Source organism: Chitinophaga sp. S165 (assembly GCF_003182155.1).
GTDB lineage: Bacteria > Bacteroidota > Bacteroidia > Chitinophagales > Chitinophagaceae > Chitinophaga.
In genome coordinates, this window is sequence record NZ_QGTG01000010.1 from 91997 (window position 1) to 104853 (window position 12857).

Annotated in this window: 9 protein-coding genes; 5 read left to right on the top strand and 4 right to left on the bottom strand. The window is 45.5% G+C overall.

Annotated elements, in window-relative coordinates; translation table 11 throughout:
• Window positions 1-54: 54 nt before the first annotated feature.
• Complete coding sequence (locus C7475_RS28135) at window positions 55-1194, bottom strand: AraC family transcriptional regulator (protein ID WP_110056766.1); 1140 nt, start codon at window positions 1192-1194, stop codon at window positions 55-57.
• A gap of 110 nt (window positions 1195-1304) precedes the next feature.
• Here C7475_RS28135 and C7475_RS28140 point away from each other — a divergent pair, with 110 nt between their 5' ends.
• Together C7475_RS28140 and C7475_RS28145 are read left to right on the top strand one after the other, a co-directional pair.
• On the top strand, window positions 1305-2099 hold the full coding sequence (locus C7475_RS28140) for an MOSC domain-containing protein (RefSeq protein WP_110056767.1): 795 nt from the start codon (window positions 1305-1307) through the stop codon (window positions 2097-2099).
• A 67-nt stretch (window positions 2100-2166) separates the two neighbouring features.
• Complete coding sequence (locus C7475_RS28145; RefSeq protein ID WP_110056768.1) at window positions 2167-2559, top strand: Rid family hydrolase; 393 nt, start codon at window positions 2167-2169, stop codon at window positions 2557-2559.
• An 11-nt stretch (window positions 2560-2570) separates the two neighbouring features.
• On the opposite strand, the gene C7475_RS28150 is transcribed toward C7475_RS28145, so the two are convergent.
• The 3 genes from C7475_RS28150 to C7475_RS28155 all read right to left on the bottom strand — a co-directional run bounded on the left by C7475_RS28150 (window position 2571) and on the right by C7475_RS28155 (window position 4700).
• Window positions 2571-3695 (bottom strand): DUF692 family multinuclear iron-containing protein, encoded by a 1125-nt coding sequence (locus tag C7475_RS28150; protein WP_233259989.1) that lies wholly within the window; start codon window positions 3693-3695, stop codon window positions 2571-2573.
• Window positions 3696-3733: 38 nt separating this feature from the next.
• Window positions 3734-3895 carry a hypothetical protein gene (locus tag C7475_RS33080; protein ID WP_158286641.1) on the bottom strand — a complete coding sequence of 54 codons (162 nt, stop codon included), beginning with the start codon at window positions 3893-3895 and terminating at the stop codon, window positions 3734-3736.
• 130 nt (window positions 3896-4025) lie between these two features.
• Entirely contained in the window at window positions 4026-4700 is a 675-nt protein-coding gene (locus C7475_RS28155) for an FMN-dependent NADH-azoreductase (protein ID WP_110056770.1), read from the bottom strand.
• A 281-nt stretch (window positions 4701-4981) separates the two neighbouring features.
• Here C7475_RS28155 and C7475_RS33205 point away from each other — a divergent pair, with 281 nt between their 5' ends.
• The 3 genes from C7475_RS33205 to C7475_RS28170 all read left to right on the top strand — a co-directional run bounded on the left by C7475_RS33205 (window position 4982) and on the right by C7475_RS28170 (window position 12828).
• Entirely contained in the window at window positions 4982-5476 is a 495-nt protein-coding gene (locus C7475_RS33205; RefSeq protein ID WP_199236302.1) for an SHOCT domain-containing protein, read from the top strand.
• A gap of 273 nt (window positions 5477-5749) precedes the next feature.
• Window positions 5750-10570 carry a PKD domain-containing protein gene (locus C7475_RS28165; protein ID WP_110056884.1) on the top strand — a complete coding sequence of 1607 codons (4821 nt, stop codon included), beginning with the start codon at window positions 5750-5752 and terminating at the stop codon, window positions 10568-10570.
• A gap of 188 nt (window positions 10571-10758) precedes the next feature.
• The gene (locus C7475_RS28170) at window positions 10759-12828 is read left to right on the top strand and encodes a hypothetical protein (protein ID WP_110056771.1); all 2070 of its coding nucleotides are present in this window, start codon (window positions 10759-10761) and stop codon (window positions 12826-12828) included.
• The last annotated feature ends 29 nt before the right edge of the window (window positions 12829-12857 follow it).

The window sequence follows — 12857 nt, forward strand, 5'->3', positions numbered from 1 at the left end:
CTATTTCAGACTGTTATGTCTACTCAAATCCGGACTTGAATAACATTTTAGTGCTCATTTTCCGGTTTTGGCAACTTTTTCCAGGTGCCTGGTCATGTATTCCCGGGGCGACATACCGGTATTGGCCCTGAAGGCTCTTTGGAAAGTAGCCTGCGAATTAAAGCCGGCGTCGAAAGCCATAGCCAGGATAGTCATATTATCCTGCTGGAGTTGCCCGATATTTTGTTTAAAGGCCTCTACCCGGTACCCGTTCACAAATTCATTAAAGCTTTTTTCCAGGTGTTGGTTCAGCACAAGTGAAATGGTTTTCTGGGGTAGGCCGGTATGCCTGGATAACAACGTCAGGTTCAACTCGGGGTCCAGGTACAGACGATCTTCTTCCATAGCCTTCAACAATAATGGTACGGCCTCTCCTACCACCTCCTCAGAAGGAGGCGTAACACTTTTCCTGGCAACAGGCAATTCTTCCGGCGCCATCAGGTAGCCTTTTATTCCCAGGCAGTAAATCAAAACTACCAGTGGAATATATACCGGATACCAGTCTACGGCATCCAGCACTTTATTGGTCAGCGATGGTATTACATAAGGCACCAGGTAGGCGAACCATATGATCTGAAAAACAAGGAAAAGACGAATGAACTGATGCAGCCACTGGCTGTGGGAACTTTTCTCCGGTCCTACTCCTGCCAGATACCTGGCCGATAACCACAGGTATACAGTTATTGAGCCCCAGCGGGGAATATCGGCATACACATTATAATCGTCTATAAAAAGACCCAGGGTAGACGGTTCAGGCATTGAAAAGCCTAAGAATAATCCTGCGATATATATTACAGTAATTATTTCCGTCCCCAGATCAATTATTACAGGCAAAAAATGAAGCTTTTCCTTACGGGTGATCCTGAAGGCAGGATCTATTGTACTTTTAATGTAGAAGTACAACAGTGGGCCAACGGGCATAATAATAACAAGTGGAATAAGATTGCCCAACAGGTTCAGAACGGGATTATTAGTGAACCAGGGGGACTCAAAGAGATATAGGTTAAGGCAGGCCAGCGCTATCAATAATATAAGGGCGCCCAGCAGGCGGTTTGGACGCGATCGCTTTTTAGAGAAGAAAAGCAGCACGCTCATAATAGCGCCCTGGAAAAAGCCCAGCAGGATAAGGATGTGGAAAAAGTCAGCGAAAGTCATAACCCCGGGGTTTTAATTTTAAAGATAGGGATTATTGTAGTGAGTAACAATGCATCAGATGCCAGTGCTTATACAATCCGGAAAAACAATTTTTAAGTAGCTTTACACCTATGCTTACAGTTAGCGCCTTATATATTTATCCCGTTAAATCATTAGGAGGATTTTCATTGCCGGCAGCCACACTTACAGATCGTGGTTTTAAGTACGACAGGAGATGGATGCTCATAGATGAAAATGATCGTTTTATTTCTCAACGGGAAGTAGCTGTCATGGCATTCCTGAATGCCACTATCGGGGAAGAACATTTGCTTGTTACTGATAAAAGAACGGGAGATCTTATCATGATCCCTTATGAGCCTTTAACATCAGAAACCATCACGGTATCTGTATGGGATGATACCTGCGTAGCTCAACGTGTAAGCGACGAAGCCGATACCTGGTTTAGTCAACATCTCGGCATGCCCTGCAGACTGGTTTATATGCCTGATAGTACACAGAGGACAGTAGACGCTAACTATGCACATAACCAGGAGATCACCAGCTTCTCTGACGGCTATCCTTTGCTGATCATTGGCCAGGCTTCTCTTGATGACCTCAATAGCAGGTTAACATCACCATTGCCCATGAATCGTTTCAGGCCCAATATAGTATTTACGGGAGGGTTACCGTTCCAGGAAGATGACATGAAACAATTTAACATTGGGGATATACAATTCTCCGGCGTGAAACCCTGTGCACGTTGCGTCATTACCACTATTGATCAGGAAACAGGTGTAAAAGCAAAAGAACCGCTGAAGACCCTCAGTACCTACCGTGCAAAAAATCAGAAGATCTACTTTGGACAAAATCTGTTATTTAACGGGAGTGGCACTATCAGCGTTGGCGATATAATTACCTTACCATAGTTTATTTCGGATGGCGCTGGCTTTATGATAATGATATCATCATTCATTAACGATAAAATAAAGACATATGCAACATCAAAACAAAGAAACTCAAGCCCTGGGAATGCCCTGGGAAGACGATTATGGTTATGCACAAGCGGTAAAGAAAGGAGATACGGTATGGATAGCAGGACAGCTCGGCCATGATGAAAAAGGTGTACTGGCACAAGGCATGGAAGCACAGATGAAACAAACTTATGCGAATATTAAAACCTTATTATCCCGCTTCAATATGACGATGGATGATGTCGTAGAAGAAGTCTTGTACGTCCTGGATATGCAGACGGCATTCGAGGCCAGGCGGGATAATAAAGCCACCTTTTATACCAACCCCAAAAGCGTAGCCAGTACGATTGTCGTAGTGAGTGGACTGGCACTACCAGATCAGCTGGTAGAGATCAAGATTGTCGCGCGTCAATAACTCCAGGCTACCTACTTTTTCCACTTCTGCGCAATCTTAACAGCAGTTTCGATCATATAAGGTTCCCATTGCTCTATTTGCCAGTCTGAATTGGCCAGAGAAGAGTGTGTGAGCACCTGCATAGCATCTTCATAGGAAACAGCTGATTCAAGAATGGAAGAAAGTTCCAGCTGTTGCTGATATAACGCCATATCTTCAACTGCGATATCTGTTGAGAACGACGACAACGGAAGAAAGAGATCGGAGGAACCTGTGTTACTCTCATCACTGTTCTTACGAACGATCTCCTCCATTTGAAGAAAATCATCATAGAAGGCGCGCCTGCTCGCATCTGTTACCAAACCATTTCCCAGTTGTTCCATCACCACATATTTCAGTTGCGGGCATTTTCCAATGGTCATCTCAAGCAATTGAAAAACCTCAGAAGGTACTGCATCGTCATGTGTATCCCGCCTTATACTGCGTTCAGGAGCCGCTGCAGAGTCTTCCCAACTGCCACCTGAGATATGTATCTCCCGGACCCTGTCCAATGGATACAGGGCTATCATTTCATCAAATGCGATATCAAAATTCCGGAGCTGGCAGTATAGGTTGTGAAGATCAAGAATAATAAATCCGTTCACCGGCTCAAGCAGCTGTTCCAAAAAGGCGCCATGCCGCTTCACCTCATCCAGCGAATAAGAAAAGGCCAGGTTCTCCAAACCGACAGGTACCCTGCAGGCATTGTAGATCCTTTTTAACCTATCCCTCCCAATATTGAGCGTAGTAGCAGTATAAGGAATGTTCAGCGGAGCGCCATGATGAAAATCTTTACCTGTCATGAAGCCGAAGTGTTCCGTGATGTGGTCAAACCGGAACTCCGCAGCGGTCTGCTCCAGCTGCTTCAGCCAGTTTTCCTGTTCAGGCAACCACTTGCCGGAAAAAAGGGAAAAGAAAACACCATGGCCGATCAGCCGTTTCTCATCGCTAAAGGCAGTCAGTAGCTCCCGGAACCAGGAAGGCACTTCTTTTACCTTGTATAATGCATCAAAAGACCATTCTATGGCTTCTACCCTGGACTCCTCCATCAAAGGCAAACATGCTGCGAGAATGTTTGTATCCAGGTTACAGGCAACGGCGGATAATATTTTAGGCACCTTTTTGGAATTACAGCGTGAATATCAGAATACAGTTATCAACCCATGCCACATGCAGGACAGCTTCCCATGGGTTGAGGCTGATTTTGCTTGGTCTTATCTTTGGGTTTGGGCTGATCGTCCTTCCCGCAGGAAACGACGGTCGTCTGGATGGCAATGCCGATCACGATGGCGCTAAGTAGCGATTTTGACAGCTTCATTCTTTTGGTTTTAAGATAGTGAGAAATGATTAACGATTGTCTCTCAGACAGCTACCCCTACATATAGGTCCCGGGATTTCTACAGTACATCAAAGCACCTCATTCTTAAAACGGTCAAGTGCTGTAAAAGTTACACCTCACTGCTAAGCATCCGGTAATTCCGGGGGGCCTCAATCTGGGTCCGGATATATTTAGTGATCTCCCGCTTTGCATCTGATATCACTTCATCACGGTCGTTACTACTCATATCTAATCCCTGTGCGCTTATCAGGTGCATATGTTTGATGCCCATAAAACTCAATATCGTACGAACATAATGAGGTGCAATATCAGCATTCACATAAGTGATATCTGATCGGTAATCACTTCCACTGCTCTGAACATATACAACCTTCTTGGCAGGATCCAGTAAGCCCACAGAACCTGTCTTTGTGTACCTGAACGTCCTTCCCGCGATCATCAGGTTATCTACATAATCTTTGAATTTAGCGGTCACATTGAAATTATGAAGCGGACTGTATATGAATATGTAATCCGCCGCTATCCATTGATCTATCAGTTGGTTCTGCACATCGAAAATAAGTTGTTCTTCGCGGGTAATGTTATTCCCCTGTTTACTCCACATAGAGAACATCAGCTCATCCACCCGTGGAATGAATATGTCCTTACTATATAGGTTTAAAGTCTCAATCTCAACATCAGGAAGTGCCTGAAGCAGGCTTAATCCATGCTTCGCTAATTGAACTGTTGAACTTGTCCCCTTTTCAAATAAAGGATGGCTATTGATGTGTAATATCTTTTTCATAAAATCTATTTGATGTTATTAATGAAGTCAGTTCCGGCGTGTTTTTCCATTGCTCTTATTACTGGCACAAACGCCGGCTCCTGACCTGCTAATTATTTACTCCACAAAAGTAGGGGTGCAATTTTTCCTGAATCTTAATCTGGTTCAAGAACCGGTTTGATTCCTTTCTCATTCATAAACTAATCAAGATGGGTCATGAGGAGGAATGAAGTTGAAAATCAGCTGAAATAAATATAAATTTTAAATATATTTGAAGTATCCCTAACCTTAATTAACAATACATGTTAGCAGAATTCAAAGGACAAAACGGTAAAATAATGGTCTTTGACGACCACATCGCCATTTCCCGCGCAACGTTTGGAGGCTTTGTAAGCCAGGGCGGATCTTCAGGAGACAGAAAATTCTTCTTCAGCGACATAACCACTGTTGAATACAAGAAGCCCAGTTTTTTCGCAAACGGGTATTTCAAGGTTATCGTTCCAGGAACAAGTGAAACGAATGCCAAAGTAGGTCTTTTATCATCATCGAATGAAAGCATGAAAGATCAAAATACCGTTGTGTTAAGAGCATTCACCTCTAAAGTTGGCGATGAAATGGAGAAAGTATATGAGCTGATCATGAAGAAGCTCACTGAAGCTAAAAAGAATAAACAAGGCACTCCGCAAGTTGCATCAAGTAAAATGGACGAATTAAAAAAACTGGGGGAACTGAAAGCGGCCGGCGTATTGACGGAGGAAGAATTCCAGCAGGAAAAAGCAAAATTGCTGAATAGCTGATGATGATACTCTTATCTGCTTCTCTTGATACCTCTATTGTTGTCGGGAAGACACAAGCAACGATGTATCAAGGGAAGCAGACAATCATACATACACGTAACCCATAATATGACCTTATCTTATTCTTCGTAGAGCCATTCAAGGCTAACATTAACAACTGATAACAACTGGTATCGGGATTTTTGCTTACTTTCCCCGCGCCAACTACAAGTTATGTCCCTTTATGCCAACGCAACCCCGAGAGTTGCCTTTGCCTGTTCTGTACTTTTTATAATGCTTTTGTTAAGCGTTTCTGTTCGTGCGCAATTAAAAGCTGATTTTACGCCAAGTAAGACCAGTGATTGCGAAAGTCTCATCACTAAATTCGTAGATAATTCTACAGGCAACCCCGTTTCCTGGCAATGGAATTTTGGTAATGGTTTTACCTCTACAGAGCAGAGCCCCAGCGCTTCTTATACTGCTCCCGGCAACTACACGGTAACACTGACAGTGAAGAACGCCGCAGGCAACACGAGTACTGCTACAAATACTGTTACCGTATGGGGAAAACCTAAACCGGATTTTACCGCCAGCCCCGCCAAAGGTTGTATTCCCTTTGACGTTACATTCACGGATAAATCAAATCCTGTGAATGGCACTATCTCTGCCTATACCTGGGATTTCGGAGATGGCGCTACCGGTTCAGGCAGTAATCCTGTTCATACTTACAATAACGTCTTGTCCCCCACTGTTACGCTCACCATTACCAATAGTAATGGTTGTACGGCATCAAAACAGATCAGCAATATTGTAGATGCGGGTGCTTCCCTGGTAGCCAATTTTACCCCATCTGATAAATTCCTTTGTACTGCCCCTGGATCACTGACCGTTACCAATACCTCTACCGGTCCGGGTAACCTTACCTATAAATGGGATTTCGGAGATGGCAGCACCGCCGCAGGTGCTAACCCTGGCGCACATAAGTATACCGCCAGAGGAGTCTACAAGATAAAATTGACTGTTACCAGCGATAGAGGATGTACTGCTACCAAAACATCTGAAGATATCAATGTAGCGAACTTCAAAACAGATTTTCAGCTGCCTGCCAGTATCTGCGAGAACAGTACCGCTACCTTTACCGCCACTAATAATCCACTGGCCAACGTTACCTGGAGTGTTGACAAGGGTTCTATCTATGGTTATGGTTCCGACGTGACTGCCACTTACTACCCTGCCGGCGCCGGTACGGTAAAGGTGACCATGACGGCCGACTACGACAAGTGCCAGGAAAAAGTGACCAAAGATTATGTAGTCAAACCTACGCCTCAGGCCAGTTTTACTACCGATCAGCAGGCTATCTGTGACGTGCCCGCTACTGTGAAACTGACCAATCAATCGCAGGGTGCTACCAGCTGGAGCTGGGACTTTGGTAACGGACAAACATCTACCTCGCAGAATCCCACCGTTACTTACAATAGCCTGGGATATTTTAATATAAGACTTACCGCCACCAATGCTTCAGGTTGCTCCAGTACTGCTGAGCATTACGTGAATGTATTGAAACCGGAGGTCTATGTATCCGCGAATGTTACTGAAGGTTGCGTAGGACTTACACCAACATTCAACGCTTCAGTAAATACCGGCGAAGCCATCACCAGCTATGAATGGGATTTTGCAGATGGCAGCCCTAAATCGACTGCCCCAACTCCCACACACACGTATAACAAAGAAGGTACATACCCGGTAAAACTGACCTATACAACCGCCAATGGTTGTAAAGGAACAGTAGGCCTGTATTACACAAACGCTGTCCGCGTGTATAAAAAACCTACACCTGATTTTTCATCCCCCGAAGCGCCACAGATCTGTGGTAACAACTGGGTACACTTCAATGGAAAAAGTGACGTAGGCGATACCTGGAGCTGGGAATTTGGTGACTATTCTTATGGATCCGGTCAAAACACAGCGCATAGCTACCACGAGCCCGGCACCTATTCAGTGACACTGACCGTTTCAAACAATGGCTGTAGCCAATCAATTACCAAAACAGCATATATCAAAGCCGTAAACCCGTTCCCCCGCTTTTCTATGCAGAATATAGACTGTGACAACCGGACGGAGATCGGCTTCGATGAACAATCGCTCGGCACCATTACCAAATGGACATGGGATTGGGGAGATGGAAAGCAGAACGCATACACGACAAAAACAACTCCTGTTAAGCACAAATATGACCGGACAGGTAATTACCTGGTAAGGCTCACCGTTACCGACGGTACCTGTACCAGCACAGACTCCATGAACATTAATGTGTATGCTCCTGCGCCCATTACAATTACCACCGATAAATCAACACTGTGCGGCAACGAAACGCTCAAGGCCAGTGTAACGGCTATGGACAGAAGTATATATGGCACCTGGTCTTATACATGGCTATCTTCAGACGGCACTCTCCCCGACTGGAATAACAATTATGAAACGGCGACTTTCACCAATATGCAGCCGGGTAAGAATACTATCCGCTTTGTTGGGTATAACCTGCAGGGATGCCCTGATAGCAGCAATAAGGTAGTTGTAAATGTACACGGGCCTATCGCTAAATTCCTCTCTCCGCCCGTGCTTGAATGCCGGGGCACAGAGCTCACCTTCAAGGACCAGACAGATATATCCAAAGGAAAACCGATAAAGACATGGAGCTGGGATTTCGGCGATGGCACCCCTGCGAAAGTATTTACCGCACCTCCTTTCAAATACACGTATAATAAATCCGGTTACTTCTATCCGACATTAACTGTCACCGACCAGGATGGCTGTACCAGTTCCGCTGGTGGTTCCGTACTACAGGTGAATGGCCCCAATGCTAATTTTGAACCGAGCGCTTCACTGATACCGCCGGGCGGCGATGTATGGTTCTATAACTACACTACAGAAACTGGCGGGTATCCTACCTACCAGTGGGACTTTGGCGATAATACTTCTTCTTCGGATGAAAGCCCGTCAAAGAACTATCCTAATAAGGGCATATATACAGTTAAGCTGCTCGTAAAAGACGATAACGGGTGCTCTGATAGCGCCAAAAAACAGATCAAGGTTTCCAGTGTCAGTGCAAGCTATACCTTTACTACTTCGTTTGTGAACAATAGTGGTTGTCCACCGGTGATAGCCCGTTTTACCAATACGTCCGTGAACGCCACCAGTTCATACTGGGATTTTGGCGATGGCAGTTTCTCTACTATAAGCAATCCTTCCCATACCTACACGTATGCAGGAAAGTATAAAGTGAAGCTGAAAGTGGTAGGCGACGCCGATACTGAAGATGAGTATGAGGAAATAGTGGAAGTGAAAGGCCCTTATGCTACTATTGCCACATCATCCAATGGCGGCTGTCTTACAAAAGAGATCGAGTTCAAAGTAACGGCTGCGGCAACTGCTATTAATTTTGCATGGGACTTTACAGATGGTATCGTGATGGAAACAACTGATTCTATCATCAAACATACCTTCAAAGATCCTGGTATATATAAACCTCGCCTCATCCTCTCTGACCAGGCAGGCTGTAAAGGAACTGCCTTCCTCCAGGACCCTATCGTGATAGACAAACTCGATGTAGAACTGGCATCTGTGCCGGAGTTTGTATGTGATGAAGGCTGGATCAGTTTTGCACCTAAATTCAACAGCTATTCCATTGATGAACTGAAGAAAGAAGCGAAATACAAATGGACATATGAAGCAGGTATGCAGGCTGAAAAAGATACCACCGGCACTCCTCGTTTTTACCTGGAAAAACCAAAGGCATATAACTTCACGCTGACCACTACCACAGCCTTTGGTTGTATACAAACGGTGAGCAAAACAGTATATGCCTATCCGAAACCGGTATTGACTGTAAGCGGTCCTCCGCAAGCCTGTCAGGATGCGCCGGTAAGCTTCAGTGCAGCAGTAACAAAGGTGAATGATGTTACCTGGAAGTGGGATTTCGGCAACGGCAATACCGGCAATGTAAAACAACCAGCCGACCAGACATACAGCAAAACCGGCGCTGCACAAGTAGTGCTCACTGTTATCAGTAAGGATGGTTGTAGCGATACAGCCCTCCACAATATTAACATCCTGCCTAAACCGGTGATCAATGCCACTGCCACACCTGAAGTCATATGCCTGGGCAACAGCACTACACTGAATGCCGGTGGTGGTGTTGTTTATCAATGGTCGCCCGCCCTGGACCTGAGCGATGCGACAATATCCAATCCTGTGGCAGCACCTAAAGAAAGCACTACCTACCAGGTGACCGTAACCGATGCCAATAATTGCAGCAATACAGATGAGGTAAGCATCCGCGTAGCCCAGCCCTTCAGGATACAGGCCACACCGGATACCATATTGTGCCTGGGACATATACTGCCTTTATGGGTAGTTGGCGCCGATCACTATGTATGGAAAGGAGAAGGACTGAACGACGCGAACGTTCCTTATCCGATCGCGACGATCGGTGCTGTGGGCAACTACACGTATGAGGTAACCGGTTACGACGCTGACGGATGTTTTACACACGATACATCATTGTCAGTAGCTGTACACCCTTCGCCTACTGTCAACGCAGGACCTGATCGTGCAGTGATGGCCGGTGTACCTTTCACACTCCGCGGACAAGGAAGCACGGATATTCTGAACTGGAGCTGGACGCCGCCAGAGTACCTTAGTTGTCCTACCTGCCCGGCACCAGAGGCATTGCCTAACCTGTCCACAAATTATACTGTAGAGGTAGAGAACAGTTATGGCTGCAAGGCTACAGATGAAGTGTTCGTAAAGGTAACGTGCGACAAAGGCGCTGTATTCCTGCCAACTGCATTTACGCCTAACAGGGATGGACAGAACGAGCGCTTCTATCCTAAAGGGCGTGGTATAAAAGAAGTGAAATGGATGCGTGTTTATGACAGATGGGGCAGCATGGTATTTGAAAGAACGCATTTCCCGATTAATAATTCTGCTATAGGCTGGGATGGCACCTGGAAGAACCAGATTGCACCGATCGGTACTTATGTATATGCGATGGAGACAATGTGCGAAGACGGTACGACCTTCCTCTTCAGAGGCACTATCACAGTGATCAGATAACTAATAATACCAGTTAAATCAGGTATTTACTATAACATATAAAGATCTGAAGCCTTATGAATCGGATGATTTATAAGGCTTCTTTTTTTGAGAATATCTCATATAAATTGACCAAACTTTTCCAGACTATTTTCATATGCTTGCACATAACTCATTGATAACTTATCTTGGGGAGCTAAATGTAGCGTATGAAATTCCACGTATTATCCGTGATCGCCTTATTCGTGACCGTGTTTGCCATTGCGCAGACAAAAGTAGATCTGAAAAATTATAAGCAGACTAATGGCGCAATAGTTACCCGGCAAGGGCAATCACTGGAGATTAACTGGCCTGCGGGCAATTCACTTAAAGGCAAGGTAGTGTTGGATCTCACTGCTTCACAACCACTCTTCAAAACGATATCGCTCGGTCAGCAACAGATCACCGCAGGTGTAGATCCTGCATTTGTGATGACCGTTGGTAAAAGAGATCTGCTTTCACAGAATGGCTGGAATATATTTTTTGATAAGGTACCTAACAGGCCATATCAAAGTTATCTACTGAGCCTAAAAAAGACATCGGTATCTGTGAGAACGGAAGGAAGCCGTACGATAGCCAGTGTTGGCCCCATTGCGGCAGAGAAGTTTTCCGGCATGCTGGAAATTACGTTCTATAATGGAAGTCCGCTATTCAATGTGGCTGCTGTGATCAGCACGGAAGCACCAGCCGACGCTATCGTCTTCGATGCCGGCATGGTGAGCGCTAAACCCGACTGGCAAAACATTTCATGGATGAACACGGGTGATAGTCTGCAGCAGACAAAGGTCATTTCCAGTGATACTGCGCGCAATCTTGCTGTGAAGTACAGGGCTATTGCTGCATCAGGAAGACAAGGCGCTATTGCCGTATTTCCTCCTCCTCATCAATACTTCTATCCACTGGATGAAGCTTTCAACCTTGACTTCACCTGGTATGGCGATCAATACCGGAAAATGGTGAATGGCTATGGCATTGGCATACGGCAGGAACTACAGGGAGATAAACGCTTCGTGCCCTGGTTCAATGCGCCTCCCGGTACCAAACAACGTCTTAATTTCTTCTGCCTGCTCAGCCAGGATAATGATGCTGCCGCATTTACTGCACTGAAAACATTTACACATAACGATAAGTATGCTGAATTACCTGGCTTCAAGACCATGTCCAGCCATTTCCACAATGAGTTTGTGATGAATGTTATAATGGCTGGCAAGCCTGTGCCGGAACAGCCTGAGTTCGTAAAGGTCTTCAAGAACCTGGGAGTGGACATTGTACATCTTGCGGAGTTCCATTACACTGCCGATCCCCGTGGTCCTGATGAGAAACGCCTGCCGCAGCTGAAAGCACTTTTTGACCTGTGCGAAAAGCAGTCAGACAATAAGTTCCTGCTATTGCCCGGAGAAGAACCTAATGAATTCTTCGGTGGCCACTGGCTTGACATTTTTCCAAAGCCGGTTTACTGGGTAATGTCCCGCAAGCAGGGCCAGCCTTATGTAGAAGATAAACCTGGTTATGGAAAAGTATATCATATCGGTAACAAGGAAGAAATGCTGCAACTGCTGAAAGATGAACAGGGACTGGCCTGGACGGCACATCCCCGTACAAAAGGATCAGTGAATACTCCCGACATATATAACCATGAAGCCTTCTTTTTATCTGACCGCTTTATGGGCGCTGCCTGGAAGGCCATGCCGGCAGACCTTTCGCAACCTCGTCTTGGCAAAAGGGTGCTCGATCTGATGGATGACATGAACAACTGGGGCACAAAAAAGACTGTCATCAGTGAAGCTGACCTGTTCACTATAACACAGCGCAACGAGATGTATGCACACATGAACGTGAATTATCTCATGCTTGATAAACTGCCTGCTTATAAAGACAGCTGGCTGCCTATCCTCGACGCCATGCAGCACGGGCGCTTCTTTAGCAGCACAGGCGAAGTATTGATGCCATCACTAAAGGTAAATGGTCATGTTTCGGGCGATAGTCTGCAGCTTCCTGCTAATGGTATTGCGACCATCGAGCTCAAACTCAAATGGACCTACCCGATGAATTTCGTTGAGATCATCTCCGGCGACGGTGAGAAAGTATACAGGGAGAAGATAACGTTGACCGATACTGAAGCTTTCGGAGAAAAAAGTTTCCGGTTCACCAGCAAACTGGCCGGCCGGAAATGGGTACGTATAGAAGCCTGGGATGTTGCGGCCAATGGCGCATTTAGCCAGACGTTCTGGTTATTTTGATATCATACTATTATCGGTACACTGAAGAC

Excerpts from the sequence above, each read along its gene's own strand:
- C7475_RS28135 (WP_110056766.1), bottom strand. The coding sequence starts at position 1,194 with ATGACTTTCGCTGACTTTTTCCACATCCTTATCCTGCTGGGCTTTTTC.
- C7475_RS28140 (WP_110056767.1), top strand. The coding sequence starts at position 1,305 with ATGCTTACAGTTAGCGCCTTATATATTTATCCCGTTAAATCATTAGGA.
- C7475_RS28145 (WP_110056768.1), top strand. The coding sequence starts at position 2,167 with ATGCAACATCAAAACAAAGAAACTCAAGCCCTGGGAATGCCCTGGGAA.
- C7475_RS33080 (WP_158286641.1), bottom strand. The coding sequence starts at position 3,895 with ATGAAGCTGTCAAAATCGCTACTTAGCGCCATCGTGATCGGCATTGCC.
- C7475_RS28155 (WP_110056770.1), bottom strand. The coding sequence starts at position 4,700 with ATGAAAAAGATATTACACATCAATAGCCATCCTTTATTTGAAAAGGGG.
- C7475_RS33205 (WP_199236302.1), top strand. The coding sequence starts at position 4,982 with ATGTTAGCAGAATTCAAAGGACAAAACGGTAAAATAATGGTCTTTGAC.
- C7475_RS28165 (WP_110056884.1), top strand. The coding sequence starts at position 5,750 with ATGCTTTTGTTAAGCGTTTCTGTTCGTGCGCAATTAAAAGCTGATTTT.
- C7475_RS28170 (WP_110056771.1), top strand. The coding sequence starts at position 10,759 with ATGAAATTCCACGTATTATCCGTGATCGCCTTATTCGTGACCGTGTTT.